This is a genomic window from Laspinema palackyanum D2c (assembly GCF_025370875.1).
Lineage (GTDB): Bacteria > Cyanobacteriota > Cyanobacteriia > Cyanobacteriales > Laspinemataceae > Laspinema > Laspinema palackyanum.
On record NZ_JAMXFD010000034.1, the window covers coordinates 11,682 to 38,664 of the forward strand.

Genomic DNA, 26,983 nt, shown 5'->3' on the forward strand with positions numbered 1-26,983 from the left:
AATCAAGAATCAAGAATCAAGAATCAAGAATCAAGAATCAAGAATCAAGAATCAAGAAATCTGGGGGAGGACCAGATCTTTCAACCCCTAGCCCGATCGCCTCCCCTGCCTTCAACCCTCTTCCCCCAGGGTTAACAGAGACAACCAGCGCCGGACCCCTTCTCCAACCGCGAGACACTGTGGCCCCAGTCTCGCCGCCCCCAAAATAGGCCCTTGCAACTTTTTTCCCCGTCCAGATGCGATAATACTCAGGGGCCTTACAGAGTCCCCAGACTCCACCCTCAACCCAAACTTGCCCTATTCAAGGATTGCGCTTTATTTTCATCACTCCCTAACCCTCCCCTAAAACCGACTTCAATTAAAACAACAACTATCTCTAATGGCTATTAAAAAAACCGAACTTTATAGCTCCTTATGGGCCGGATGTGATGAACTGCGAGGCGGCATGGATGCCTCCCAGTATAAAGATTACGTCCTCACCTTACTCTTTTTAAAATACATTTCCGACAAATATGCCGGAGACCCCAATGGAATCATCTTCGTTCCTGAAGGCGCATCCTTTGATGAATTAGCCACACTCAAAGGAGACAAAGAAATCGGGGATAAAATCAACAAAGTCATTAGTAAACTAGCCGAAGAAAATGACTTAAAAGGAGCCATAGATATTGCCGACTTCAACGATGAAGATAAACTCGGCAAAGGCAAAGAAATGATAGATCGCCTCTCCAAATTAGTCGGAATCTTTGACGGATTGGACTTAAGCGCCAACCGCGCCGAAGGAGACGACTTACTTGGCGACGCCTATGAATACCTGATGCGCCACTTTGCCACCGACTCCGGCAAAAGCAAGGGCCAGTTCTACACCCCCGCAGAAGTCTCGCGGATTTTAGCCAAAGTCGTAGGCATCACCCCAGAAACCCGGCAGGATGCTACCGTCTATGACCCCACCTGTGGATCCGGTTCCCTCCTCTTGAAAGTAGCAGATGAAGCGCCCAATGGATTAACCATTTATGGGCAGGAGATGGACAACTCCACCTGGTCCTTAGCGCGCATGAATATGTTCATGCACAACAACCCCACCGCCGACATTCGCAAAGACAACACCCTCTCCTCCCCCTACTGGAAAAACCCGGATGGCAGCTTAAAAACCTTTGACTTTGCCGTTGCCAACCCGCCCTTTTCCTATAAATCCTGGAGTAACGGGGTCAACCTTACCAACGACGAATTTCAGCGGTTTGAGTATGGCGTTCCCCCTGGAAAAAATGGGGACTATGCCTTTCTGCTGCACATTCTCAAATCCCTGAAAAGTACCGGCAAAGCTGCCGTAATTTTGCCGCATGGGGTGTTGTTTCGGGGGAATGCCGAGGCGCGTATCCGGCAGAATTTGGTCACCCAGGGTTATATCAAAGGCATCATCGGGTTACCGCCTAACCTGTTTTACGGCACAGGTATCCCCGCTTGTATAATCGTCATAGACAAAGCAAGCGCCCAGCAGCGCCAGGGGTTGTTCATGGTGGATGCCAGCAAGGGGTTCATGAAAGATGGGAATAAGAACCGCCTGCGGAGTCAGGATATCCATAAAATTGTGGATGTCTTCAACAATCAAATTGAATGCCCTCGGTACAGTCGGATGGTGAGTCTGGATGAAATTGCCGCCAACGACTACAACCTCAATATCCCCCGTTATATTGACTCTAGCGAACCGGAAGACATCCACGACCTGAGCGCCCACCTGAATGGGGGCATCCCTAACGCGGATATTGATGCTTTAGAGGATTACTGGAAGGTATTTCCCCAGATGCGGAGTGCCTTGTTTGCCCCGAGTCAGCGCCCAGGATATAGTCAGAGTTTAGTAGAAGCCAGCCAAGTCAAAGGGACGATTCTCAACCACCCAGAATTTACAGCCTTTACCCAGAAGACTTTAGCCCTGTATCAGGATTGGCGCAAGCATCACCAGGGGAGACTCAAGGAGATTGCCATTGGAGATAAACCCAAGGTGCTGATTGAAAGCCTAGCGGAGGACCTGCTGGCGCGGTTTGCTCAAGCTGATTTGCTGGATAAGTATGACATTTATCAGCTATTGATGGACTACTGGGCGGAAACCATGCAGGATGATGTCTATTTGCTGGTGCAGGATGGCTGGAAAGTGGGAAAAGGGTTGCGGGAGTTGGTGGTTAAAAAGGGCGAGAAACTGAAAGAAACGGTAGATTTAACCATTGGGAAGAAAAAATATAAAACGGATTTAATCCCACCCGGGCTGATTGTGGCGCGATATTTTGCAGATAAGCAGCAGCATCTTGATGAGTTGCAGGCAGATTGTGATGCCATTACTCAGGAGTTGGAGGCACTGATTGAGGAGCATACCGGGGAGGAGGGGGCTTTGACGGATGCCCAAAGTGATAAGGGAAATGTGACGAAAACGAACCTCAAAAAATTAATCGGAGAAACGACTAAGCAGCTATCTATTTTTGATGAGGATGAGTCATCCGTTGAGGGGGAACAGTTAGCTGTGCTGGAGCGATGTTTGGAGTTGTTTGACTTGGAGGCCGAGAAGAAAAAGGCGGTTAAGGACACTCAAGAGGCACTGGATAAGGCGGTGTTTGCGAAGTATCCAAAGTTGACTGAGGATGAGATTAAGGTGTTGTTGGTGGAGGATAAATGGGAAGCTACCCTAGAGGCGACAATTTCGGCAGAGATTGAGCGGATGACGCAGCAGTTGGCGAATCGGGTGAAGGATTTAGAGGAACGCTATGCGGAACCGTTGCCTCAGTTGGTGGATGAGGTTGAGGCGTTATCGGGTAAGGTAGATGAGCATTTAAGGAGGATGGGGTTAGAGTGGAATTGATGATAAATAATGGGGAGCCTTCAAATCTCTTATATCTCAAAAATAGCTAAAATCTATAGACGTTTCGGGAATATATATAGAAAAGTGGCTTTTTCTATATATGTCGGCTCCAAATCCGACCACAAAATACATTTTATTGAGTAAAAATACTTATTGACAATAATGGGTGGAGGAGGTTGAGGCGTTGTCGAGTCGGGTGGATGAGCATTTAAGGAGGATGGGGTTGGAGTGGAATTAATGGATAATGGATAAAAGAGGTAGAAAGATGAGTTTAGTGATTTCTGATGAGATTATAAAAGCGAGTGGTTTGTCAGAGGATGAGCTTTTGGTTGAGCTTGTTTTGCTGCTTTTTCAGCAGTTCAAGGTTAGCCTTGGAAAAGCGGCAGAATTGCTAAATATGTCTCAGATTCGCTTTCAGCGCTTGATTGCGGATAGGGGCATTTGCGTCCATTATGATGTGGCTGAATTGCGGGAAGATATCGAACATTTGACGGAAAAAGGTTGGGTGTAAATGAGTAATTATAAATATTCGATAAATATAAAAAAATTGCCCGAAGGATACAAGCATACGGAGGTTGGGGTAATTCCTGAAGATTGGGAATCGATTAGCATTGGAGAACTAGAACCCTATGTAACAAGTGGCTCTCGGGGGTGGGCTAAATATTACTCAAAATTTGGTGAATTATTTATCCGAATCACGAATCTGAATAGACAATCCATTTACTTGAATCTCCAAGATATAAAACTGGTCGATTTGCCAAAAGGAGTGAGTGAGGGGAAAAGAACTAAACTACAAAATGGAGACATTTTAATCTCTATAACAGCAGATATTGGAATTATTGGTTATATAAATGATTTTATTCCCAATCCTGCATATATAAACCAGCATATTTCTTTAGTACGGATTGAAGTAGACAATGCTGATTCCAAATATGTGGCATATTTTTTAGCTAGTGAAAATGTCCAACGTTTATTTAGAGAAGCAACAGATCAAGGGGCAAAAGCAGGACTAAACTTAGATACAATTCGGGGATTAAAGTTAGCTTTCCCTAAGTTTCCAGAACAAAAAGCGATCGCCCAAGCCCTATCGGACGTAGATGCCCTAATTGCCGCCCTGGATAAGCTCATCGCCAAAAAGCGCCACATCAAAACCGCCACCATGCAGCAACTCCTCACGGGTAAGAAGCGCCTGCCGGGGTTTGGCGAGGGCAAGGGTTATAAAAAAACTGACATTGGCGTGATTCCTGAAGATTGGGAATGTGAATCTCTTATAGACAAGATTGTAATAACTCACGGCTTTGGATTTCAAAGTCGATATTTCTGCTCACAGGGTTTATATAATTTAACTACTCCAGGTAACTTCTACGAAGAGGGGGGCTTTCGAGAAATAGGAGAAAAACAAAAATATTATGATGGACCGCTGCCAGATATTTATGTACTTCAGTCTGGCGATTTAATTGTAGCAATGACTGAACAAGCTGAAGGTTTACTAGGAAGTGTTGCTTTTATTCCCTCATCGGGAACTTATCTTCATAACCAAAGAATAGGAAGAATTAAGCCAATTTCATCTAATATTGCCCTGGGATTTTTATACTATCTATTCAACTTTACAAAATTTCGTTTAAAGGTAAAAGAAACGGCGGCTGGAACGAAGGTTAAACATACATCCCCAAGTAAACTTCTGGAAATTGCTGTTCCCTTACCTCCGGTTTTAGAACAAAAAGCCATCGCCCAAGTCCTCTCCGACATAGACACCGAAATCACAGCCTTAGAAAAACGCCGCACCAAAACCCAAGCCATCAAACAGGGAATGATGCAGGAACTGTTAACCGGGAGGACAAGGCTATCATTTGATAAAGCCTAATTTAAACCAATAATACAGGAGCCAACAAATGATTGAATCAGAGATTATCGAAAAACTGCAAGGAACATCAATCCAGGAGCGCATCCTGATTATTGAAGCAATTCTGCAAACCGTTAAAAATGATATGCGCTCAACTTCCTCCCAACAGCATCCCTCTGAACATCACCCCCTCCGAGGGAAAGTCGTTCACTATGACAACCCCTACGAACCCGTAGCCTTAGAAGACTGGGATGCCCTCGCATGATTATCCTAGATACGCATATCTGGATCTGGTGGGTTGATGAACATCCTAAACTGTCTCGCCAAAACCGAGAACTCATTGAAGCAAATCAAGCCAGCGGTTTAGGAGTCAGCATCATTTCTTGCTGGGAAATTGCTAAATTAGTCGAGAAAAATAGGCTAACTTTTGAATGTCCTTTAGAGGAATGGCTTGAACTCGCCCTAGATTACCCCGGCGTTCAATTACTCCAATTAAGCCTGCCAATCATCCTCGAATCTACTCGACTTTCTGGATTTCATGCCGACCCCTCTGACCAAATCATTGTCGCGACGGCTAGGGTTTCCGGGTTGTCACTACTTACTCAGGATCAAAAAATATTAAACTATCTCCAAAAAAACACGCCATGAGCAACATTGGACAACTCGAACTATTCACTCAAGGCAGAATCATCCAACTCTTCCAAAACCACCTCCACTACACCTACCTCGGAAACTGGCATCACCGAAAAAATAACCGCAACATAGAACCCGAACTCCTCACCCAATGGTTAGCCAACGGAGGCATTAACAAAACCCTCATCAGCAAAACCCTGAGAGAACTTGACCAAGCAGCCGCCCTCGGAGACATCCAAAACCTCTATGATGCCAACAAAGCCGTTTATAGCCTCCTGCGCTATGGCGTCAAAGTCAAAGAAGGGGCTGGAGAACAAACCCAAACCATCTGGTTAATCGACTGGGAACACCCCGAAAACAACCACTTTGCTATAGCCGAAGAAGTCACCATTAAAGGCAAAAATTCCAAACGCCCCGATATCGTCCTCTACATCAACGGCATCGCCCTCGGAATCCTCGAACTCAAACGTTCCATCGTCTCCATCAGTGAAGGCATCCGCCAAAACCTCGACAACCAGAAAAAAGAATTTATCCGCCCCTTCTTCACCACCCTCCAACTTGTCATGGCGGGAAACGATACCCAAGGAATCCGCTACGGCACCATAGAAACCTCAGAAAAATACTATCTCGAATGGAAAGAAGAAAATCCACTTTATAACCCCAATACCCACCCAAAAAATCAAAAATATCTCCCTGAAATCCCCTCAGAAATAGCCGAGACTCGCTTAGATAGTGACCTAATTCGCCTCTGTAACCAAACCCGCTTCTTAGAACTCCTCCACAACTTCATCATCTTTGATAGCGGCATCAAAAAAACCTGTCGCCCTAGCCAATACTTCGGCATCAAAGCCGCCCAAAACGCCCTCCAACAGCGAGAAGGCGGCATCATCTGGCATACCCAAGGGTCCGGGAAAAGCCTGACAATGGGATGGCTTGCCAAATGGATCCGAGAAAACCTCAACGATGCGCGGGTCCTCATCCTCACAGATCGCACCGAACTCGACGAACAAATCGAAAGCATCTTTAAAGGAATAGACGAAGACATCTACCAAACCAAAAGCAGCGCGGACCTCATCCGCACCCTCAGCACCTCAGAACCCTGGCTAATTTGCTCCCTCATCCAGAAATTTGGCAACCGCCAAAACGAAGCCACCGACGAACTTATACAAACCATCCAAAACCAACTCCCCAGCAACTTCACCCCCAAAGGCAACCTCTTCGTCTTCGTCGATGAATGCCACCGTACCCAGTCCGGGAAACTCCACCAAGCCATGAAAAGCATCCTCCCCGACGCCTTATTCATCGGCTTTACCGGCACCCCCCTCCTCAAACAAGACAAGCAAAAAAGCATCGAAGTCTTCGGCAACTACATCCACACCTACAAATTTGATGAAGCCGTCACCGATGGCATCGTGCTCGACTTGCGCTATGAAGCCCGAGATATCGACCAAACTATCACCACCCAGACCAAAATTGACCAATGGTTTGAAGCAAAAACGCGCGGATTATCCGACTTAGCCAAAACCCAACTCAAACAGAAATGGGGAACAATGCAAAAACTCCTCTCTAGCAAATCTCGCCTCGAACAAATCGTGGACGATATCCTGCTAGACATGGAAACCAAACCCCGCCTCATGGATGGAAGAGGGAACGCCATGCTCGTTTGCGCCAGCATATACCAAGCCTGCAAAACTTACGAACTCTTCAACCAAACCCAACTCAAAGGAAAGTGCGCCATCATCACCAGCTACAAACCCTCCCCTGCCGATATCAAAGGAGAAGAAACCGGAGAGGGAAACACCGAGAAACTGCATCAATATGAGATTTATCGCCGGATGCTGGCAGACTACTTCAACCAACCCGAAGACAAAGCCATGTCCCGGGTAGAGGAATTTGAGAAAGAAGTCAAAACCCGATTTATCAAAGAACCCGGACAAATGCGCCTGCTGATAGTCGTGGATAAACTCCTCACCGGCTTTGATGCACCCCCCGCCACCTACCTCTACATCGACAAAACCATGAGAGATCATGGATTATTCCAAGCCATCTGCCGCGTCAACCGCCTGGATGGGGAAGACAAAGAATATGGCTATGTCGTGGATTATAAAGACCTTTTCCAACAACTAGAGGGGGCCGTTAATAACTATACCAGTGGCGCTTTTGAAGGCTATGATGCCGATGACGTAGCGGGATTATTGAGCGATCGCCTAGACAAAGCAAAAGAGCGCCTAGAAGACACCCTAGAAACCGTCAAAGCCCTCTGTGAACCCGTCCCCCGTCCCGGCAACACCTCCGACTACCTCCATTACTTCTGCGCCACCGACACCTCCGATAAAACAGCCCTAACCAACAACGAACCGAAACGAGTCGCCCTTTACCAAGCCGTCACCGCCTTAATTCGTGCCTATAGTAACCTCGCCAACGAAATGACAGAGGCAGGTTATACCAGCCACGAATCCCAAACCATTAAAGCCGAAGTAGAACACTACAGCAAAATGCGGGATGAGGTCAAAATTGCCAGTGGTGACTACTTAGATATGAAACTCTACGAACCCGCCATGCGCCACCTGCTGGATAGCTACATCCACGCCGAACCCAGTACCATCGTCTCCGACTTTGAAGAATTGGGATTGATTCAACTGATTGTTAAAAACGGGTTAGGCACATTAGAACAACTGCCAGCAGGCTTAAAGAACAACCGGGAAGCGGTTGCCGAAACCATTGAGAATAACATCCGCAAAATCATCTTAGATGAGAGTCCGATTAACCCGAAATACTATGAAAATATGTCCGATTTACTGGATGCTTTAATTGAGCAACGCCGGAACCAGGCAATGGGTTATCAGGAGTACCTAGAACAGGTCAAACAACTGGCAAAACAAATCATTCAACCCGCAGGGGAGGTGCAAGCTAACTATCCCCACTCTCTGGATACCCCCGCCAAGCGATCGCTCTACGATAACCTAGGACAAGATGAAACCTTAGCCCTGGCGGTCGATAAAGCAGTCCGTTCCACCAAAAAAGAGGGATGGATTGGAAATACGATGAAAGAACGAGAAATCAAAAATGCCATTCGGGGAGTCATTCGCGACCCCGATATTAATCTGGGAAATATTTTAGAAATAATTAAACATCAAAATGAGTATCAGTAACTTAGAAATTGAAAGCCAGATTATCATCAGGGATATTCCCATCCAAATCGTCAGAAAACCTATCAAAAACCTCCATGTAGGGGTTTATCCGCCTCATGGTCATGTTCGGGTTGCTGCACCGTTGCATCTAACCGAGGATAACATTCGGCTGGCGGTCATTTCCCGGCTGTCCTGGATTAAGAAACAACGAGCCAACTTTGAAGCCCAACCCCGCCAGTCCAAGCGAGAAATGGTTTCTGGGGAAAGTCATTATGTATTTGGCGAGCGGTATCGGCTAGAAGTCATCGAACGTCGGGGGCGTCATGAAATGGCCTTAATTCCCCCTAAAACCCTTCAGCTATTCGTCAACCCCGGGACTTCCCCTCAAAATCGGGCTTTAGTGTTAACTGAATGGTATCGCGCTCAACTTAGAGCAAGAATCCCGGATTTGTTGGACCACTGGCAACCGATAATCGGGCAGGACGTGGCGGAGTGGGGCATCAAAAAAATGAAGACGAAATGGGGAAGTTGTAATATAAGCCAGCATCGGATTTGGGTGAATTTAGAGTTGGCAAAAAAGCCGGTAGAATGCCTGGAGTATGTGGTGGTGCATGAGTTGGTTCATTTTTTAGAGCGCCATCATAATCAACGATTTAAAGCCTATATGGATCAATATTTACCTAATTGGCGGGAATGTCGGGACATTTTGAATCGGGAACCGTTAGGGGAGTTGTAGGGGGAGAATTTGAGGGAAAGTTAGGGTGGGTGCAGAATGAGAGGCGATCGGTTTCCAGGAGAACCGCTAACCTTGAGAGTTGTGGGATGAACACTGAACTTAGAGGCGATCGCATCTGGGGAGGGAGAATCGCCCGCTGTTGAACCCAACTGCCCCAGTTCCGACCCGCTGGTGCAATCTTTGGGGAGACTTCAGGCGAGCGATCGTCTGTCTTGCCCGCCGTCGCTAGTCCCTCCAGAATCAGCAGCCCGTTGAGCAGTCCCTCGGTTTCCACCGGCACGATTCCGGCCAACTTCACAATCAAGCCAATCCGCTGCTGGAATTAGAGATTATCTGGCTCAGTTCTATCTCCAGGCAGATTCCCAGACCAGAGGACTCGGGTAGATTAAGAGCATAAGAAAAACAAACCCGGGTTAACACAGGCCGCACAGGTCTATTTAAAAATCGATATAAAAGGCAATCCCGTCAGACTGGCTCTGGCGGGATTGTTGCGTTTGGGCTGGCGATCGCACCAGAGTCAGTGGCAGCGGCGATAAGAATTACGGACGACAGTTATTCCGGTGGGTACGTCCAAGCCTGCCGCATTTTTTTGGGGAGATCGCAACCGTTGGAGAGAAGTAAGCCGAGATAAACCAGTTTTTTTTTATCGGCTGGTGTCAAATATTAACAAGCTAAGTTTCCCTAAAAGTTAAGCAGGTAAAGGATTTCTGCATTTTTTTAAAAATTTGTTTCAAAGTTTTCCCATTATGAAATCCCAAATAGGGACGTTTTACTTAGATATCTAAGAAGCAGATGATATGCTTTGGAATGAGTCGGAAAGGCACTTGAAAAAGCAAACGGGAGAAGCGCCAACTCCTCCCAATGCTTGATGTGTCTATCTCCTGCGGGAACAGGAGTTCGACTTAAGTTATTTCGCATTCGCATCTATGCGAGTTTTCTATCATCATGCAGCATATCAAGAAATGGCTGATTCCGCTAGGAATCGGTCTAATTACGGTCGCCGTTTATACGTGGAAAGCCCCAGACGAATTACATCGGGCAATTCCTGACGCGGTGATAGTGACCAGCACCCTGGTTCAAATGATGGACAAAAAACAGGACCCACCCGCTGACCGTGGCGATGACAAAGACGGCCCTAAATAGCCGATAGTCTGAAACCTTCCAGAATTTGGCCTCAGCCCTTGCTGGGGCCTTTTTTTGAGGCGATCGCCTACGGGATAGCTGCGCTTACCGCCACCGGCAAGATTCCACTGTCATCGAGGAGAGGAGAGGCGATCGCATCAAAATTGGAATCCGTTTCTCCTTGAACGGATCCGGCAATTTCGCGACTGCAATAAATCATTATGAATACGTTTTTTAAAGTTCTAGTTCCGACAGTTATAGCGGTGGGTCCCTCTAAACCTGCCCCATTTTTTAGGACCGATGGCTTGTTAAGAGGTCCCACCATTCCTGCATATACCGTTCGGTCAGAGCCTGCGAAACATAGGCTTGCCTAGACACAGGACTTGGGCCTGATTAGCATGGAGCCATTGGTGGTCAGATTCGTTAACCCCCTTACCCATATATGGAACAAGCAAATGGGAGAAGGGCCAACTCCTCCCACTGCTTAAGGATTTTCTTACCTCTTGTTCCACCAAGAGGCAAGACTTTAAACGTTATTGCTGGTGTTTACGCCAGCGTCATCCAATGATCAAACGTAACAAAAAATGGTCCATAGCGATTGCGATCGCCGCTGGAACTTTAAGTTTTGCCGCCTATGTGTGGCACGTCCCGGAAGAATTACATCGGGCCATTTTTGATTCGGTGATAATGGCCTGCACCCTGATTCAAACACTGGATAACAAACAGGCCCCACCCGATGAGGAGGGGAATCCTAAATAACCTCATTTGTTGGGTATATCCAACATTTTTCCAGATAGCTTGAAATCTAGCCTCCCCCTTGGGGGGCTCTTTTTGGGGAAGGCAGTGGCAGAGAGCGATCTATCGTGAAATGCTTTACGGGTTAAATATTACAGGCTAGATATTAAATGTCGTAACAGAAATAAGTGTCCCTTTGTTTATTAAGTACCGTTACATCGAAAAACCCAATAGTTGAAAGGCAGATTTATTAGTAACAGTGGTGTAAAAGCACCTTGCTATCGCTATTGGAAAGACAGATTCATTAATAATAGGGGTGTAAAAGCGTCTTGACATTGCTAATCAAAGGATATACTCAGGGATAATGGTGGTGTAAAAGCACATGATATGACTCCAAGATAATCAGAGGTGTGTTCGGGAAGCATGACCTATATACATAAAAGACTAAAAACTTTATTAATCGAGTATTGCCACTCTTTATTGGCAAGTTGATTTAAAATTGATTAACTCATTTATTTGCCGCAATATTATCGCCTTATAATTGGCTGTCTTTGCGTCATGTGGCAACTTGGTGGACACCTTCCAAAAAAACTAGGGCGGGTGTTGAACGGTCTCCACAAACCTCGATTTCTGTGCTACCATTCGAGGAATAGGAGTTGATTTTCCCACAAAGCAAAAATCGGAAGAAGTTGGCCCTTCTCCCGACTGATAATTTGGTTGCTTTTCCCCTGTTTACGCAGGAAGAAAAAGACTCCTATGTTCTTTGTGTTGTGATTAATTCACAACTGTTTCTATATGAATTCTAACAAAAAATTGTCAATCGCGCTAGTGGTTGGCATCGTAATTGTGACTGCCTATGCATGGCAAGCTCCCCAAGAATTGCATCAGGTAATCCCTGATGCGGTGATAGCGGTCTGCACCGTTTTTCAAACACTGCCAAAAAAATAGGGGCCACCCCATGACCAAAACGGCAGTAAATAGCCGATAGGGATATAGAGCGCTCTATCATTTGGCCTCAGCCCTTGCTGGGGCCTTTTTTTTAGGGCGATCGCACCGGATATCCGGTATCCCTGATACTACTCAGAATATTCTAAGTCTCAGCCCTTGCTGGGGCCTTTTTTTTAGGGCGATCGCACTCGGTGTCAGGTATCCCTGATGCTACTCAAAATATTCTGAGCCTCAGTCCTTGCTGGGGCCTTTTTCTTTGGACCGACCGATCGCCACGGGACCCATTCAAATAACTGTCACCTCTGACAGTTATCTCCGGCGGGGCGATGGGTTGACTCAATCGAATAAGTGTCAGACCTGAGAGTTATCTCCGGCGGGGCGATCGGTTGACTCCATTTCCAGATAACTGTTATCATTTAACAAATTATTTGTCGCTGTTAACAGATTAGTGTCGTCCAAGGCTGACTTTAACAAACTAATGTCGTCGAGCCTTAAAAATCAATCGTTAACAAATTAATGTTGCCCAGCCATCAATCAGGTTGTCAATGCTTCTCCCACGGTTCCGACAGTTATCTGATTTCTGATTCCCCAGTTGCCGCACAGCTTACCAGAAACGACATCTAATTTGTTAAAAGCATAAAAGACGACATTTAATTTGTTAAGCCCTATTTGGGGTTGCTAGAGTGTAAAAACAGCCTAAACCCTTATGCACAGAGGAATTCAGGCTCTTGACTTCGGCGACATTAATTTGTTAAGACGACATTTAATTTGGCAACCGACACACTGCTAGACCGAGTTATGGGGTCCTTTTGTGCAGAAGATGTGTTTATAGCGTGGAAACATATCCAGTCTGCATTAGTAGCAACCCAGAAAGATGATGTAGACCTGTTTTTAGATCAAGCAGCACTATGGGAAAGAAATATCAAAGAACAGCGAGAAGAAAAGCTGTTTAACGAAATCTCTCAGCGTCTTTCATCGTCCGAGGAGTCGTAAACATCCAACTGAAACTGACGGGTTGAAACTTTGCCAGTGCTGATGAGGCGATCGCCACCGAACCAACCCGATAAGTGTCGGACCTGACAGTTATTGACAAACCTCGCCCAACCCAGAATCCACTAAAACTCAAACGATAACTGACCTGGCGGCACGTTCGACTGTTGCCGAGTGTGATAGCCCAGGTGACAACTGGTGCAGAGTGCAATCAGATTCTCGGGGCGGTTGTCCTCGGGCATCCGGTTATGGTGATGAACCGTCAAGGTGATTTTGGTCCGTTCGGATTTGGTCAGACCCGTGATGTCGTCACCAGGACGCAAACATTGGCGATCGCATTTGGCACAGCGCCACCCGGCTTGTTCTTTGATAGTTAGGGCAATAGTCCGCCAGTCTTTGGAATATCGTGACATCTTTGATGGTGGGGGAGCCACGCGGTTTTTACTATTTTATCCGAAGCTCCATCCTTAACCCTCCGCCCGATCACACTGGCGCGAGTCAGATAACTGTTAGAGCTAACAATTATTTTTATTACCCTGTAACGACCTCGGTGAAGTTACCCTAGCTCCACCATGACATCCCTAGATGTGACAAACTGTCGGTATAATATTAAAACTACCGACAGTTTGTCACAGTTGTTGGGATATTGGAGTACGCAGGGGTGAAGCTCAAAATGGAAAAGCAATCTAGCTCAAGGCAGGTGCTGCAACTTGCCCGAGATAACCAGCTTATTCGCTCCCGCGACCTGAGAGAGCGCGGGATCCATCCGGAGTCTTTGCGGCGACTTGAACAGCAGGGGACGCTCGTCAGGGCAGGGCGTGGAATTTACACGCTCTGTAAGAATGACTTAACCGAACATCAAAGCCAGATTGAAGCCTGTGCGCGGGTTCCTCATGGGATAATTTGTCTGCTTTCTGCACTTCGGTTTCATCGACTCACAACCCAGGCCCCTTTTGAAGTTTGGATGGCGATCGCCAACAAAGCACGTCCTCCTAAAGACGATATTCTCCCTTTGCGGATTGTTTATATGTCAGGCAAGGCTTTTAGTGAAGGCATAGAGGAGCATGACTGTGCGGGGCTGCCTGTGAAAGTGTACAGCGTTGCCAAGACAGTCGCGGATTGTTTTAAATACCGCCACAAACTTGGGATGGACGTAGCGCTTGAAGCTCTACGGGAATCCTGGAATGGCAATCGCTGCACAATAGATGAACTCTGGCATTATGCTCAAATCTGTCGCGTAGCTCGCGTTATCTATCCCTACCTAGAATCACTAACATGAGGAACCTAGCTGCCTCTGTTCATCAGAAGCTCTTAAATTTTTCTAAGGAGCAAAAGGATGACTTCCAATCAGTTCTAACCCGGTATGCTTTGGAGCGGTTTTTGTACCGTTTGAGCCAATCGCCCTATCAAAATCAATACATCCTTAAAGGGGCATTACTTTTTTCGATTTGGAGCGACCAAACGCATCGACCGACGCGAGACTTGGATTTACTAGGTTATGGCAAGGCAGAAATTTCTCATTTAGAGCAAGTCTTCCGAGAGATTTGTCTGACTCAGGTAGAGCCAGATGGTCTTGCATTTAAGGCGGATGAGGTAGCCGGTTCAAGAATCAAAGAAAACCAGCAGTATGAAGGGGTAAGAATTAGGTTTCGGGCGTTTTTGTCGGGGACTAATACTCGCACCGACCGTAACTATTGACATTGGCTTTGGAGATGCGGTGACGCCCAAAGCAATGGAGGTAGAATTTCCGACAATTTTAGAACAATTTCCAGCGCCATGTCTGCGGGCTTACCCTCCGGAAACGGTGATAGCTGAGAAATTTCAAGCAATGGTTAAGTTAAGCATAGCCAATACTCGCCTGAAAGATTTTTATGATATCTGGTTTCTTTGTAACAAGTTTGAGTTTAAAGGACAAGAAATTAGTTCGGCTATTCAGGCTACGTTTGAACGGCGCAATACACCGCTCCCTCAAATATCTCCTTCTGCTCTGACCCTTGAATTCGGTCAACTAAAACAAAAGTCGTGGGAGGCTTTTCTTTCCAAAAACAAGCTCAATACAAACGGGGCCAGCTTTACTAATGTACTTTCAAAGTTAGAAAATTTTCTGATGCCGCCATGTTTAGCGGCAGCCAGGGGGGAAGTATTTAACAAGACTTGGCGTCAATCCGGTTATTGGGAGTAAGGTTATTTCAGTATCTCCTATAGCGCGTCTTTTCGCGTTCTGACATAAGAAGAGGCATTCGCTTACCCCGATAGAAATCATCAATAACCCCAACTCGCCATCACCGCTCCACCTGGTGGAACAACTCGCCCCGTTTCTCCCACCGGATCAAAGCTGGGTCCCGACTGCGGCTCCATTTTTTGAAATCCTCGATGCCCTGGCTTACCGCTTCGTCAACTTCTGCGGGCTTCACCTTCAACCGTTCCGCCAGTTCTGCCGTGGTCAGTGCCTTTGGCTTGATGGGTTCGCTCATCACCGGAAGAAGGCTCCGTCCCCTGCCGCCTCTGCCCCCGGAACTGAGCACCGCTTCCACCACCGCCACCCGTTGCTGCAACTGAGTCAGTTGTGCTTTGAGCGAATCTATCTCAGGATTCTGCTGTCTGCCATCAAAGAACTCGCGCAGAATCTGCACCAGGGCCGCACTCTCGCCCAAGTTTTCCTCATCCATATATTGCCGGAGCCGGTTGTGGTACTCCACCGGCAAATAGCCCACAATCCGTTTCGTTGATGCTGCCATGCTTTAACCGTGCTGTAGTCGTGCCTTGATATTCCATCATACCGCTCGGACGGGGGCATTCAGTCAGTGTTGTCCCAGTGCTACTGACAGCACGAACGCTCTGAGGGGCCTCAATGGAGTTGGCGGCCAGGTTTCCAGGAAGACCGCACTCGTTGAAAGGTCTTTCATCCCCATGACACAAGGGATTGAGTGTAAACTCCCTCAAAACGATATGGTTAGCCAATGATAATTGAGAAGTGTAGTTCCACAGAGTCTTGTTAAGTTTTAAGCGCCACTTCACTCCTGACGTTCCCCCTTTGCTTACAATTTAGGAATCAGTTGGCGGTGAGTCATGGACGACCTGCAACAGTTTATTGAAGAGGGAGAGCCGTTGCGGTTGCTTGAGCCAGTCCCCCTCACGCAACAACCGGCTGCGGTTTATTTAGCTAGTCTGGGCAAAACTTCACAAGTCACCATGCGGCAAGCACTTGACCATATTGCCGCACTGCTCACCAATGGCTCATGCGATGCGCTCACCCTAGACTGGTCAAAGTTGCGCTACCACCACACCGCTGCGGTTCGTTCGGCTTTGTTGGCTCGGTTGGCTCCCGCTACTGTCGCCAAGATGCTCTGTGCTCTGCGCCGAACGCTTCAAGAAGCGTGGCGGCTGGGGTTAATGTCCCAGGAAGACTATGCCCGGGCTGCGGATTTGCCACGCATTGATGTTCCTAAAAAAAACTTGAAAGGTCGGGCGATTGCCTCGGATGAACTCGCGGCGATGCTCCATGAGTGCCAAAAGTCTGACACTCCGCTCAACCTGCGCGATGCCGCCTTGATTGTCCTCCTGCGCGGTACGGGCATCAGGCGGGAGGAACTGGTTAACCTGCAATTGAAACATTACCATCCTGATACTGGGATTATCGAAGTGATTGCAGGGAAGCGGGACAAGGATAGGATAGTTTACTTGGCTGATAAGTTGGTCCCGGTTGTGGAGAGTTGGTTGCAAGTTAGAGGGCGCGAACCTGGGCCGTTGCTTTGTCCGGTCAACCGATTTGGGAGAGTCCAACTCAAGGCGCTGACTCCGGATACGGTGTACAAAGTCGTGCGGAAGTTGGCGGACTCTGCTCAAATCGAGCGCTGTTCCCCCCATGATTTTAGGCGCACGTTCTGCACCGACCTCCTTGCTGCCGATGTCGATCCCTTCACGGTGCAGCAACTGGCCGGTCATTCCTCGCCTTCGACGACTACAAGGTACGACCGGCGAGGGGAAGAGACCAAACGGGCGGCAGTGCAGAAGTTGGAGTTTTGAGCCGGTCGTTGCGGTTGAGTAGCGGGTTCATTGACTTGGGAATAAACCTGGCAAATTTAGTTATCATGTCAGCAAAGAAAAACCAGCATTAACAATGAGTGATAAAGCCCAACTCAAACCCACACCAGCCGATTTAGAAACTGCCGAAACAACTGAAGCGCCAGCGGATTTAAAAACGACTGAAACCATTGAAGCACCAGCCGATTTAGAAATTGCCGAAACAACTCAACCGTCAACCGAATTAGAAACTACCGAAACAACTGAACAGGAACCCGAACATAAGGGCGCATTTTTTCAAGCCGTCGGCATCCTCCCCGGTGAAGTTAGCTTTGAGGAGGGGAGTATTATGGCAAAAGTGACGGTGGGGGGTAAGGAATATCGACTCTTGTTCAAGCCCAGGTTGATGTCGGCAATGGTTGCCTTAAAACTGGAGATAAAACAGTCGGGAAGTACCACACAACGGCTCATTGTTTATCCCAAGGTGATGCACTTCCCGAAACAGGAGCAACCCCATCAGCTTGCTTTTCAGTTGGTCGGTTTTGAGAAAGATGCAGCCTCGGGAGCCATCTCCATGCAGCTAGAAGATTTTGAGTTTAAGCTCTCTGGATTGTGGCAGTTCATCCCGGTTTGTCGCGTCCCGGTTATCTCGGTGTTCCGCAATTTTGACGAAACCATCCACCAGAATTTGAAAAAATTAGATGAAGCAGTTGCGGCTAAGAAAAAGGTCAATTTTATGAAGGCGGCCCATATTCCGGTGATATGGAAAGACGCGCCCTTTAAGCCATTCCGGTTTAATCCTAAACTTGAAAAAGAGGAACAAGGTCGTCCCCTATTCCTGCAACTCAAGGCGAAGTTTATCCCGGCGAAAAATGGGTTTGAGTTTGTGGCCTTACTCGCACCCCCGTTAGAGAAAGCGCCCAAGTTTTTCAAGGCATCCAACGAAGATAAAGCGACCGTCCAAAAGCAGAAAAAAAAGAACGCCAAGCCCTCTAAGAGCAATGCCACTCCCTCTAAGGCCAAGGAAAAACAGGCCAAACAGAGCAAGCCAAAGCCAAAACCACGCCCGGTTAAAGCCCAACCAGAATCTGCGGAGTAACATGATGCGCTGGTGGAAGCTGTGAACTTGGCCTGCTAAAGGTTCGAGGCAAGGGCATTATTGTTGGCATCCGGTTCACTCGGGTTCTGGCGCTTCCACCTCGGGATAAAGTTCGCGATATTTTTGCCAGTTTTCCCGGTAGAATTTGCGTCCTTCTTCGGTGATGCCTAGATAGGATTTCAAGTCTTTGTTAAACTCCCGAACCAGCCCACTCCTGCCATAACGCATCTTGTCATCCCAAGCCCGCAGCCGTAGCCAACAATGCTGCCAACTATGGCCGCCATAGTCCCCTGAGCGTTCCCCATCTGCCCTCAATCCTTCATTCCCAGCTTGCCACGCGGCCACCAGCGCCTTCCACTGATAATCCCTCAGCGTCCGAGGTGGCAGTTTTTTCGGAGACTGAACGCCCAAACCCGCACGAACCACGGCCCGACCCAACCGAGTCAGTTTGCATTTGAACCAGTCTTTCACTGGATAGCAGTAGTCAATTTCGATGAGTTTGCGAGTGGCGAGTGCCTTGAAGGTGCTGCCGGTCCCCGGGTCAACCACGTCCGCTGTTTTGAGTTTCTGCCTGAGTTGGGACGAATTCCCAAACAACTCCAAATATTCAATCCAGCGCCATTCATCAGCCGGTCTGGGACGACCACCGCTATTCCATGCACCGCGTTCGGACTCCTCCCGGTTCTGGTCAATCTCGAAAATCTGCTGGAGATAGGTCTGCTGTCGATCATTCAACTCATCCCAGATTTTTTCGTGCTTCGAGCGCGGTTTGGCTGGCTCGGGTTCGGGGACTGGCTCGGGTTCGCGGACTGGCTCGGGTTTGGGTTCGTTCTGCTGCTTGATGTTGGCGATCGCCGAGGCTAATTCCGCCAGGAACTGGTTCAACTTAGCCGACCAATCTTCCCCGGTCGTGCCGATTGCCTCGAACGCCAGGGGTGCGAACTCCTCTATCAGTTGCGATCGCCCAGTTTTACCCGAGAGCAATCCCTCGCGAGACTCCAGCATCGATGGTGGCGTTTCCCGTTGCGATCGCCCAGTGTCACCTGAGATTAATCCAGGACGAGACTCCAGCATTGATGGCGGTTCTTCGGGATTCCCCCCAGACTCGATAAACTCACGGTAGCGATCGCACAGTTGCATCACCTGAGATTCCACTGGCACCGGCACCCTCATCAATTTGGTTTGGTAGGGCGCTATCTTGCCCCGTCCTCCTTTCGGTTTCATCGCTCAACTCAGTAACTCTGGCTCTATTCTAAAACTTGTTAACAGGTTTTATGAGACTGATTGGCTGGATTGAGTTAGCCCCTCGTTGCGGTGGCCCCCACCTCATCCCTGACTGCATCCTCCCCCAGGACTGAAAACCGGGGTATCCAGGGTGGTTGTTGAACCCAGAAACCGGATTGATTGGCGGATCACATCTCCTCTAACCAGGTTTCAATCGCTGATATCAGGTTAGGTTGATTGGGGGGAAAGCCTTTTAAGGGCGGGTCTAGGGGTTCGTCGGTGAGGAAGGCGATCGCTATTACCCCCGTCAGGTTTTCGCAAAAGGTGATAAGTGCTGGGGTCGGTTGAATCGGTTCCAAAAATGTTTGTCCGTCGCTACGGTGATGTTTCGCGAGCAGGATGGCTCGGTGGGGGAGGAGGTTCCGGCGTTTTAGGCTGCTGAGATCTCGCCGCAGTTTAGCGGGGGTGGCGGGTTCCGGGGGGTCTTCGTCGGGACAAGTGATTTCCCAAATCAGTTCGCTGAGGGTGAGGGCGATTTCTCCTTCTCGGGTTTCGTTGGCAAGGAGGGCAGCGTGGAGGCAATAAATCGGCAGGTGTTCCAGGTATTTGCAGGTGAGGGGAGAGCCGAAAGATTGTTCTCCATTATGGGTGTTTTGTTCCGTGACTTCGGGATGGGGGATAGTGGTGGGAGGATGCCAGGCTTGGTAAAATTCTGGATAGGGGAGAATTTGGGTGCAGTGCCATAAAACTTCATAAAAACACAGATATATATCGGTATTTTGTTGAGCATTCATAGCAACAGAGATGCAGTTTTTCAAAGCTAAAATGGCTGCCTTTGCTGAAATGGCTCCCTTTAAGAGGTTCCTATGGAGTATTTTTCGTAAACTCCGAGTTGCTCCAAGACGGATTGGTTTATCAGAGATTGTGCAAATCAAATTGAGCAGCGTGTTAATAACTTCTTGGTAACTGAGCTCAATGTATTGCAATGCTTGAACTACTTCCTGAACAATCTCTAAATTCTGCGGGCGGTTCACAATAAGGCTAATTAGAAAATTAATCCCTTCATAGCTATTCTTTCCTATTCGCCCCAAGCTACGAATTGCTTGATTACGAATTTTATTATCAGTAGAAGGTTCCTTAATTAATTTTATTAAAAATTTAATAATTACTTCTGGATCTTCAGGATGAGTATAGCCCAAGTTTTTTACTGCATTCAATTTTTTGTTATTGTTATCACTGAAGCGTACTTCGTCAATTAGCGACTCAATGACTTGAGGATTTCCCGGGTTAAATTTTCCAGATTTTACGGATTCTTGAAACGAGGTAGTTTCAATGGTGATTGAGACAGCTTGTGCTTGGGGGTGGTTTGGCTCTATTTTATGTAAACTTTGCGCTGCTATACTCCTTACCAGCATATTAGAATGATTACACAAAGAAGTAAGCAAACTAATCTTTTCTTGCTTGTTATTGCTAATACGGGCCAGCGCTATCACCGCTTGCATAAGAATGCCAGGGACGTAACTTCGCTCAATCAGGCTCATCAAAGCAGCGCTCGCTTTAGAATGCCCTGGTACTATTTTCCCCAGGGTTGTAGCAACTTCAATACGAGTGTATTCATTCAAACTGGCAAGCAAATCAACCAGAGAATCGACAACTATTGAACGATGCGTCTGTGGTATTATTGCCTTTGCTGCTTCTGTAATCTGAGGTGGAACGTTTGTTTGCTGTTCCCTACATTCAATATTGAAATAACCAAACCCCCACTTCACTACCTGCTGAACAATCTCAGCCGCGAGACAAGGGGAACAATCCTTAAATTCATTGATTCCTGCCGCAGCTAAAAAATAGGCTTGATATCCATAAAATTTTCCAACTCCATCTTGAAACTCAACCAACGCACGAATAAATGCCTCTTTTTCCTTATCCTTATCCTTATCCTTATCCTTAATATCCTCACGTCCCAACCACAACAAAATCACCTGCTTCCACTGCGGTTCAAAAATCCGATACGGCTTCCCCTCCACCGGACAATCAACATGATTCCGAGGCAAAAAATCATCCCAATCCTCCACCGCCAACGCCGCAAAATACTCCTGAAACGTCGCATGATAAAACACATAAACCCGTTTGTGGGGATTTTTAGCCGCCACCTCTAGCTCATTCAACCAGCCTAATTTTAACGCAGTATCTAACAGCGAATTATCATCGAGTTCCACCAAATATTCACAGATCAACTGATGAGTTAAGCGAAATGGATTTCCTTCTCTATCGAGAGATGCTTTTGCTAAGTTTCCTAATGCTGCATTTAAATGTTCCCTTTCCTTATCTTTAACTGGGGTAAAATTCTTTTCTTCGTTCCACTTATAAATATAGTTGACAAACTCCAGATACAACTCCGCCATTGTATCTGGTAAATCTCCCGCCCGCCCTTGCCAAATCGAGACTAATAACGTTAACCGCAGGGGATTGCGGCATAAATCCTTAATCCGTTCCTTCCCCGTAGCTTGCAACTCTGACCACAAGGATTTGGCTAACTTGACATCCTCTCCCGCTTCAACCAAACCCCGAAACCACCGCCGGATAAACTCCTGCATTTGTTCATCCTGAAATGGTTGGGTGAGATAGGTTTGAAACGCCCAGAACTGGCTGGGGTTCGCTTGCCACAAATTCAAGCGACAGGTGACAATCATCCGAGCATCCGTCACCCAACCTCGCAATTTTAAAGCCTGTTGGTCCGTCTGGCTCATCTCATCCAAGCCATCCAACAGTAACCAGACTGCACCCCCTTTAAATTTCTGCTCCCAGTCAGCTTTAATTTCCTCTCTCGACTGTCCCAATGCCTCTTTAAGCCATTTTTCTTCTAAATACTCTCCTAGAGATTGACCACCCAATTCTGCGAGGGATACCCAAATGACTAAATCATCGGTTTCCTGTAATAACCAAAAGGCTAATTTCTGGAGTAAGGTGGTTTTCCCCACCCCCGGTTCTCCAATAATGGCAATCTTTTTTTTCTCAGTCTCGGTGCGTTTACCAATGACTTCTTGGAGAAACTTTCGGTAAGCCAACGGTTTCTCGACCGTTTCTTCCTGCCGGGTGGACAAGTCTAACCCCCGTTCTCGGTCAGTGTCTTGAGGGTGTTGTTCCTTCTGACTTGATTTCCGTTTCACCAGGGCTAAATCGACAAATAAATCCTCGTCGATTAAGTTGCGATTCCCATAAACCCGACCTATAACCGTATTGCTGGTTAATTGCATTTGCTCTTCCAACATCTGACGGCAAATGTCACGGTCAATCTGGCGTTGCTGGGATAGTGGTCCTCCATTATTGTTTATAATTTTAACATCGATGTAGTAGCTGTCGGAGCTATTCTTTTGAATACCATAATTATCACCAGCAACATTCCCTTGCTGACCCTGGTTCCCTTGACTCCCGATATTCTGATGATTTGGCTCTGACATAGACTAATCTTTCTCTTTTGTCCAACCCTCAATCGCCCCAGCAACGATCGCCCCCACTGGATTTTGCTTGAGTCCTGCCACCAGTCCACCCCGAGCCGCCCGGATTGCTCGTTCCTTAAAGGTTGGCTTCTCCTCAATTTTGGCAAGGACTGTTCCCGCGAGTCTCATCTGTTCACTGGTGGTGGTTGCCTGAGTCACGTCTAAACTGGAAAGCAAGGTTTGAATCTCTTGTACTGTAGCCTGAAGTTCAGGATCCGAGGTGCTACTCTGAATCCCTTGGTTGACTCCCGCCACATTATTTTGAATCCCTTGATTATCCACACTGCCCACAGGAGCGTTGAACTGTTGCTTTTTCCCTTCTGTCATGATGTTTCCTCATTAATTGAACTGAGTCGCTCTTGCTCTTTTTGGGGTTTGGTGGGGAGGGTGATGACGGCGGAGATTCCCTGACCCACCGCTTTGGTTCAATCCTGATTTTCTAAGGAGACTCCCTCATCCCCTCTGCCAAGGCTAGGCTACCCAAGACGCAGCTACCACCGACGATGAGTTTTAGGAGCGAGCGCCTTACATCCCTCAATTATTCCCTCACACTTGAGATTATTCTAACTGAGGCGCAATTTCCTGTGGCTATTTTCATGGACACGCCGACGTTGAGGGGTTTTTTGCCCGATAAGGGATTGCTGTTCTGGCAATCGCAGTCTGGTTTGTAAGGTTTCCAGAACGGTGGCGAGGTTATTTTGCCACAGTTGGGATGGCCTCAGCCATAAACTGGGAAACACGCGGATGCACAGAATTCCCTGGTCATCCGGCGAGTTAGAAAACTAACAAAACTTAAACCCTGAACATTCCGGCGATTCCCCCGCGATATTTCCCACGCTTCCCCTAACCCACTACCCCTCCAAGTTGCCCCAGCATTCCCCAGGCTTGGACCTGACCCACCACCCCTTAAAGTTGCCCCAGTTTAACCGAGTCTCCCGCAAGGCTCTCGTCAATTTTCCCCGGTCATTCCTCCACAACTCCCTGCTCCTGACTCAACCCCCTCTATCGTTTCAATGTTGACATTCTTTAATTACTGATTCCCAATGATTTTTCCCTCCTAGAGAGGGATTTTGCTGATTTTCCCTAAATTTGTGGTTCTGTCTGTCCCCACAGTGTAGGTACAACGTAGACACGAATATTAAGGTTTATTACAATTGTCGTTGATACAGATTAGTCTACAGATGTTGCTATTTCCGCTTAAAATCCCTCTCAGAGAGGGAGTTTTTCAGCCAAATCTTGCCTATCCCGCGCTGGCTCAGTTATCCCAGGTTGGCCTACACTTGGCCCTCGGGTTTTTTCATCTCCTTCGGCAGAGCAATGGTATGTCATTGTGCCTACAGATTTTTTGGGGTATTTTCCAATTTCCAGGCATCCCTCAAACACATGACTTAAAAAGTTTACCCCCATTTGACAATTTTAGAGCCAATATGTTATGCCAAAAACACCGATGCTTCAAGGAAAAGACAGGTCTGTTTAGTCTCTAGTTTGCAGCTACAATTGAGCCAAATAACTTAATAATTGTTGTACCCCCCAACGTAGCAAAGCATCGCTGAGAACAGACGGAATCCCCCGGTTGCCGAGCACACCCCCGGTCTGGATGAAGGAATCCCCTGTTGGCGATCGCACCTGGGGCTGAATGAGGGAATCCTCGGTTAGCCATCGCACCCCCGGCCTGAATGAAGGAATCCCCGGTTGCAAAGCGCATCCTTCAACTCACTCGCGTTCATCACAGTGAGGCCCATTGGAGCTTTTAGGGTTTTGGAGAACCATTACCGAAGCTATTTTCTCCTTGACCACCGTTCCAAATACTCGGGTCAAAAATAATCCCCAAACAGCCAGAAAAGGCGCTATAGCTAACCTCTCTCTCAACCATCTTGTAGCCACGGTTCCTCTAAAACCCCTTTGAATTATTTTTATTCCTCCCAAAACAGTTCCCTTGCTCCCACTCAATTACCCCACGGTTTCAAGGCTGATATTGTTAAATTACTAATGGATGATTAGTTTTTCCTCGGTAGAGAGGGATTTTTGTGATTTTCCCTGTGGCTGTCATCCCCATTGTTTCGACAATGTAGGCACAATTATTACAGTTTATTACAATTTGCGTCGATACAAACTAGCTTACAAATGTTGCTATCCCCTCGAAAAATTCCTCGGGGGGGAGGGATTTTTTAGGCCAAATCTAGTCTATCCCGCCCAGGTCTGTTTATTCGAGCTTGGCCTACAATTAGCCTGCGGTTTTCTTAGCTTCCCTCGGTAGAGCAATGGTATGTCATTGTGTCCACAGTTTTTTTAGGGTGCTATCAATTACCGACGCACCTTGACCAACCCTCATGCAGGAATTCTCGGTTTATTTGACGATTCCACCCAGAAATGCTACGCCTCAATTCCCCACTATTCCTGGATTAAATCATCACCCCATTTTTAGTCTTGTTCCCACAATTAGGCAGAAGTTTATAAAGGTTACGTCGGAACAATTGTAGGAGTATTGGTTGTGAAGGAAGTTCTGCGTCTCTATCAAAACTTACTGAAAATCTTTCCCAAGTTAGAGTGCTCTACCCTTACCACTTTTTACACTGAAAAATAGGGTCAACCATCCTAGCCATCATGATTGGGAAAGTTACCAAAGGAAATGATTTCACCGGCCTCCTGAGCTATGTCCTCGACAAGCCTGGGGCCAAATATATTGGGGCCAGTCGGCTAGTGGGTGAGCACTCCCATCAATGGGCAGCCCAATTCACGCGGGTTGCTGCCAAACGACGCCGGACGGAATACCCAGTGGCCCACTACAGCTTTAGCCCCCATCCCAATCAGCCGATGGCGGACGAGACTGCCTATCGGTATGCCCAAAAGTTTTGTCAGCGCATGGGCCATGAGAATTGTCAGTGGTTACTCGTCCGCCATACAGATACCAAAACCGAAAAGGGCCAAGACCGGGACCATTTTCATCTGGTGGTGAATCGCGTGACGATAGATGGGACTCGCACGGTCAGCAGCTTCAATGACTGGTATCGCTCCCAGGCGGCTCACCGAGCGCTGATTGAAGAGTTTGATTTACATCGGGTCCCCTCAGTCTGGGAGACCGATCGCCGCAATCCCTCCACCGGCCAAATCAGAAGAGTCCGTCGCCAAAACCGAGAGTACGCCAAAGGGTCACGCTCAACACCCGCCGACCCGATTATCTTGACTGAACTCCAGGACCGGATTGATAAATTCTGCCAGGACCGACTCAGATTACCAGAGTTGGTGAGACGACTGCGAGCGGATGGGGTCAACGTTCGGATTCAACCGGCTTCAAATGGAGGGCTGGCAATTTCTTACCAACTTGGCTCGGTTGCTGCTGCGGGAAGTTCGTTGGGTCGCGCCTATACAGTGCAAGGATTACAGCAGCGACGGGGTGTCTCTTATCAGCCGGGATATGACAACCCGGTTCTCAAGCTGCTTTTAAAAGAACAGTGGTATGAGCGGGCCTCTTTTTCTAACCCGGGCGATCGCCAAGGAACCCGACAAAAACCCAGATCAACCGAACCGACTCCAGGCGATCGCCAAGAACCCCAACAAAACCCTGAGCCAACCGCACGGGAGTTATCCCCCACGTCACCAGGACCAACTCCAGGCGATCGCCACCGAACCGAACAAAACCCCGACTCAACCGCACCTCCGTTATCCCCGGCGTCGTCAGGACCGACTCCAGGCGATCGCCAACTTCCCCCCAAAAACCCCCCATCAACCGGACCTGAATTATCCCCGGCGTCAGCATCAACGACTCAATCCAAACCGGACATTTTGAATGAGGAGGAATATCGGCAATGGTCCCGCCAGGTTGCCCCCATCCTCGATGCTTATCTCCAGCACCGGGGTGTTCCGATTATCCAAGGTCACCGCTTCCGGACTTACAAGCGGGGTAAGTACCTTGTCTTGGAATATCGAGATGGCTCGGACACTCTGCTCTTATGCCGACCGACTGGTAACGGGTCCTGGGAGACTCCCCAACAGTTTCCGGTCAAGATCAACCGCGAGGACGCCAAATATATTGTTGAACAGTCCATCCCGCTGATGCAGCAAGATATCAGGCAACGTCAACAACGTTCTCAGAATAAGAAGCGCTCTCGTTCTAACCAACTGGATCTCTCGGATTGAGGCGCTCGCGGCATAGTGTT

General features: G+C 47.8%; 24 protein-coding genes. 15 read left to right on the top strand and 9 right to left on the bottom strand.

The genetic code is table 11. The features are described 5' to 3' along the window. Window positions 1-379 precede the first annotated feature (379 nt). The 7 genes from NG795_RS25245 to NG795_RS25275 all read left to right on the top strand — a co-directional run bounded on the left by NG795_RS25245 (window position 380) and on the right by NG795_RS25275 (window position 9,188). On the top strand, window positions 380-2,845 hold the full coding sequence (locus NG795_RS25245; RefSeq protein ID WP_367291365.1) for a type I restriction-modification system subunit M: 2,466 nt from the start codon (window positions 380-382) through the stop codon (window positions 2,843-2,845). 265 nt (window positions 2,846-3,110) lie between these two features. Next, entirely contained in the window at window positions 3,111-3,356 is a 246-nt protein-coding gene (locus tag NG795_RS25250; RefSeq protein ID WP_367291366.1) for a UPF0175 family protein, read from the top strand. Continuing rightward, entirely contained in the window at window positions 3,357-4,709 is a 1,353-nt protein-coding gene (locus NG795_RS25255) for a restriction endonuclease subunit S (protein ID WP_367291367.1), read from the top strand. It begins immediately after the preceding gene. Window positions 4,710-4,737: 28 nt separating this feature from the next. After that, the gene (locus NG795_RS25260) at window positions 4,738-4,953 is read left to right on the top strand and encodes a hypothetical protein (RefSeq protein ID WP_367291368.1); all 216 of its coding nucleotides are present in this window, start codon (window positions 4,738-4,740) and stop codon (window positions 4,951-4,953) included. Beyond that, complete coding sequence (locus tag NG795_RS25265) at window positions 4,950-5,336, top strand: type II toxin-antitoxin system VapC family toxin (protein WP_367291369.1); 387 nt, start codon at window positions 4,950-4,952, stop codon at window positions 5,334-5,336. The genes NG795_RS25260 and NG795_RS25265 overlap by 4 nt, the downstream gene beginning before the upstream one ends. Continuing rightward, on the top strand, window positions 5,333-8,473 hold the full coding sequence (locus NG795_RS25270; protein ID WP_367291370.1) for a type I restriction endonuclease subunit R: 3,141 nt from the start codon (window positions 5,333-5,335) through the stop codon (window positions 8,471-8,473). The genes NG795_RS25265 and NG795_RS25270 overlap by 4 nt, the downstream gene beginning before the upstream one ends. After that, window positions 8,460-9,188 carry a M48 family metallopeptidase gene (locus tag NG795_RS25275; protein ID WP_367291371.1) on the top strand — a complete coding sequence of 243 codons (729 nt, stop codon included), beginning with the start codon at window positions 8,460-8,462 and terminating at the stop codon, window positions 9,186-9,188. Before NG795_RS25270 ends, NG795_RS25275 begins: the two co-directional genes overlap by 14 nt. On the opposite strand, the gene NG795_RS25280 is transcribed toward NG795_RS25275, so the two are convergent. Then, window positions 9,133-9,492 carry a hypothetical protein gene (locus NG795_RS25280; RefSeq protein WP_367291372.1) on the bottom strand — a complete coding sequence of 120 codons (360 nt, stop codon included), beginning with the start codon at window positions 9,490-9,492 and terminating at the stop codon, window positions 9,133-9,135. The two genes, NG795_RS25275 and NG795_RS25280, sit on opposite strands and share 56 nt — an antisense overlap. A 906-nt stretch (window positions 9,493-10,398) precedes the next feature. After that, complete coding sequence (locus NG795_RS25285) at window positions 10,399-10,530, bottom strand: hypothetical protein (RefSeq protein WP_367291373.1); 132 nt, start codon at window positions 10,528-10,530, stop codon at window positions 10,399-10,401. Between the two features lie 344 nt (window positions 10,531-10,874). On the opposite strand from NG795_RS25285, the gene NG795_RS25290 reads away from it, so the two are divergent. Together NG795_RS25290 and NG795_RS25295 are read left to right on the top strand one after the other, a co-directional pair. Next, window positions 10,875-11,069, top strand: coding sequence for a hypothetical protein (locus NG795_RS25290; protein WP_367291374.1), 195 nt, complete (start codon window positions 10,875-10,877; stop codon window positions 11,067-11,069). 1,692 nt (window positions 11,070-12,761) lie between these two features. Next, entirely contained in the window at window positions 12,762-12,986 is a 225-nt protein-coding gene (locus NG795_RS25295) for a hypothetical protein (protein ID WP_367291375.1), read from the top strand. 122 nt (window positions 12,987-13,108) lie between these two features. Here the strand turns inward: NG795_RS25295 and NG795_RS25300 are convergent, their stop codons facing one another. Further along, complete coding sequence (locus tag NG795_RS25300) at window positions 13,109-13,396, bottom strand: HNH endonuclease (RefSeq protein ID WP_367291376.1); 288 nt, start codon at window positions 13,394-13,396, stop codon at window positions 13,109-13,111. A 248-nt stretch (window positions 13,397-13,644) separates the two neighbouring features. On the opposite strand from NG795_RS25300, the gene NG795_RS25305 reads away from it, so the two are divergent. The 3 genes from NG795_RS25305 to NG795_RS25315 are packed head-to-tail and all read left to right on the top strand — an operon-like array spanning window position 13,645 to window position 15,165. Next, complete coding sequence (locus tag NG795_RS25305) at window positions 13,645-14,262, top strand: type IV toxin-antitoxin system AbiEi family antitoxin domain-containing protein (RefSeq protein ID WP_367291377.1); 618 nt, start codon at window positions 13,645-13,647, stop codon at window positions 14,260-14,262. Beyond that, the gene (locus NG795_RS25310) at window positions 14,259-14,681 is read left to right on the top strand and encodes a nucleotidyl transferase AbiEii/AbiGii toxin family protein (RefSeq protein ID WP_367291378.1); all 423 of its coding nucleotides are present in this window, start codon (window positions 14,259-14,261) and stop codon (window positions 14,679-14,681) included. Before NG795_RS25305 ends, NG795_RS25310 begins: the two co-directional genes overlap by 4 nt. A gap of 19 nt (window positions 14,682-14,700) precedes the next feature. After that, on the top strand, window positions 14,701-15,165 hold the full coding sequence (locus NG795_RS25315; RefSeq protein WP_367291379.1) for a nucleotidyl transferase AbiEii/AbiGii toxin family protein: 465 nt from the start codon (window positions 14,701-14,703) through the stop codon (window positions 15,163-15,165). 100 nt (window positions 15,166-15,265) lie between these two features. Here the strand turns inward: NG795_RS25315 and NG795_RS25320 are convergent, their stop codons facing one another. Beyond that, window positions 15,266-15,721, bottom strand: a complete 456-nt coding sequence (locus NG795_RS25320; RefSeq protein WP_367291380.1) for a hypothetical protein — start codon at window positions 15,719-15,721, stop codon at window positions 15,266-15,268. Between the two features lie 331 nt (window positions 15,722-16,052). Here NG795_RS25320 and NG795_RS25325 point away from each other — a divergent pair, with 331 nt between their 5' ends. Then, window positions 16,053-17,009: a tyrosine-type recombinase/integrase gene (locus NG795_RS25325; RefSeq protein ID WP_367291381.1), complete on the top strand. Its 957-nt coding sequence runs from the start codon at window positions 16,053-16,055 to the stop codon at window positions 17,007-17,009. A 94-nt stretch (window positions 17,010-17,103) separates the two neighbouring features. Then, the gene (locus tag NG795_RS25330) at window positions 17,104-18,105 is read left to right on the top strand and encodes a hypothetical protein (protein WP_367291382.1); all 1,002 of its coding nucleotides are present in this window, start codon (window positions 17,104-17,106) and stop codon (window positions 18,103-18,105) included. 75 nt (window positions 18,106-18,180) lie between these two features. Here the strand turns inward: NG795_RS25330 and NG795_RS25335 are convergent, their stop codons facing one another. The 5 genes from NG795_RS25335 to NG795_RS25355 form a co-directional block, all read right to left on the bottom strand. Beyond that, window positions 18,181-19,329, bottom strand: a complete 1,149-nt coding sequence (locus NG795_RS25335; RefSeq protein WP_367291383.1) for a hypothetical protein — start codon at window positions 19,327-19,329, stop codon at window positions 18,181-18,183. Between the two features lie 188 nt (window positions 19,330-19,517). Next, entirely contained in the window at window positions 19,518-22,787 is a 3,270-nt protein-coding gene (locus tag NG795_RS25340) for an NACHT C-terminal alpha/beta 1 domain-containing protein (protein ID WP_367291384.1), read from the bottom strand. A gap of 3 nt (window positions 22,788-22,790) precedes the next feature. After that, on the bottom strand, window positions 22,791-23,153 hold the full coding sequence (locus NG795_RS25345; protein ID WP_367291385.1) for a hypothetical protein: 363 nt from the start codon (window positions 23,151-23,153) through the stop codon (window positions 22,791-22,793). 236 nt (window positions 23,154-23,389) lie between these two features. Then, entirely contained in the window at window positions 23,390-23,566 is a 177-nt protein-coding gene (locus NG795_RS25350) for a hypothetical protein (RefSeq protein WP_367291386.1), read from the bottom strand. A gap of 751 nt (window positions 23,567-24,317) precedes the next feature. After that, window positions 24,318-24,491 (bottom strand): hypothetical protein, encoded by a 174-nt coding sequence (locus tag NG795_RS25355; protein WP_367291387.1) that lies wholly within the window; start codon window positions 24,489-24,491, stop codon window positions 24,318-24,320. A 939-nt stretch (window positions 24,492-25,430) separates the two neighbouring features. Between NG795_RS25355 and NG795_RS25360 the strand changes: the two genes are divergently transcribed. Next, complete coding sequence (locus NG795_RS25360) at window positions 25,431-26,963, top strand: relaxase/mobilization nuclease domain-containing protein (RefSeq protein WP_367291388.1); 1,533 nt, start codon at window positions 25,431-25,433, stop codon at window positions 26,961-26,963. Window positions 26,964-26,983: the final 20 nt, after the last annotated feature.

Excerpts from the sequence above, each read along its gene's own strand:
- NG795_RS25255 (WP_367291367.1), top strand. The coding sequence starts at position 3,357 with ATGAGTAATTATAAATATTCGATAAATATAAAAAAATTGCCCGAAGGA.
- NG795_RS25245 (WP_367291365.1), top strand. The coding sequence starts at position 380 with ATGGCTATTAAAAAAACCGAACTTTATAGCTCCTTATGGGCCGGATGT.
- NG795_RS25300 (WP_367291376.1), bottom strand. The coding sequence starts at position 13,396 with ATGTCACGATATTCCAAAGACTGGCGGACTATTGCCCTAACTATCAAA.
- NG795_RS25340 (WP_367291384.1), bottom strand. The coding sequence starts at position 22,787 with ATGTCAGAGCCAAATCATCAGAATATCGGGAGTCAAGGGAACCAGGGT.
- NG795_RS25360 (WP_367291388.1), top strand. The coding sequence starts at position 25,431 with ATGATTGGGAAAGTTACCAAAGGAAATGATTTCACCGGCCTCCTGAGC.
- NG795_RS25260 (WP_367291368.1), top strand. The coding sequence starts at position 4,738 with ATGATTGAATCAGAGATTATCGAAAAACTGCAAGGAACATCAATCCAG.
- NG795_RS25250 (WP_367291366.1), top strand. The coding sequence starts at position 3,111 with ATGAGTTTAGTGATTTCTGATGAGATTATAAAAGCGAGTGGTTTGTCA.
- NG795_RS25265 (WP_367291369.1), top strand. The coding sequence starts at position 4,950 with ATGATTATCCTAGATACGCATATCTGGATCTGGTGGGTTGATGAACAT.
- NG795_RS25335 (WP_367291383.1), bottom strand. The coding sequence starts at position 19,329 with ATGAAACCGAAAGGAGGACGGGGCAAGATAGCGCCCTACCAAACCAAA.
- NG795_RS25270 (WP_367291370.1), top strand. The coding sequence starts at position 5,333 with ATGAGCAACATTGGACAACTCGAACTATTCACTCAAGGCAGAATCATC.
- NG795_RS25285 (WP_367291373.1), bottom strand. The coding sequence starts at position 10,530 with ATGATTTATTGCAGTCGCGAAATTGCCGGATCCGTTCAAGGAGAAACG.
- NG795_RS25275 (WP_367291371.1), top strand. The coding sequence starts at position 8,460 with ATGAGTATCAGTAACTTAGAAATTGAAAGCCAGATTATCATCAGGGAT.
- NG795_RS25345 (WP_367291385.1), bottom strand. The coding sequence starts at position 23,153 with ATGACAGAAGGGAAAAAGCAACAGTTCAACGCTCCTGTGGGCAGTGTG.
- NG795_RS25320 (WP_367291380.1), bottom strand. The coding sequence starts at position 15,721 with ATGGCAGCATCAACGAAACGGATTGTGGGCTATTTGCCGGTGGAGTAC.
- NG795_RS25290 (WP_367291374.1), top strand. The coding sequence starts at position 10,875 with ATGATCAAACGTAACAAAAAATGGTCCATAGCGATTGCGATCGCCGCT.
- NG795_RS25310 (WP_367291378.1), top strand. The coding sequence starts at position 14,259 with ATGAGGAACCTAGCTGCCTCTGTTCATCAGAAGCTCTTAAATTTTTCT.
- NG795_RS25325 (WP_367291381.1), top strand. The coding sequence starts at position 16,053 with ATGGACGACCTGCAACAGTTTATTGAAGAGGGAGAGCCGTTGCGGTTG.
- NG795_RS25330 (WP_367291382.1), top strand. The coding sequence starts at position 17,104 with ATGAGTGATAAAGCCCAACTCAAACCCACACCAGCCGATTTAGAAACT.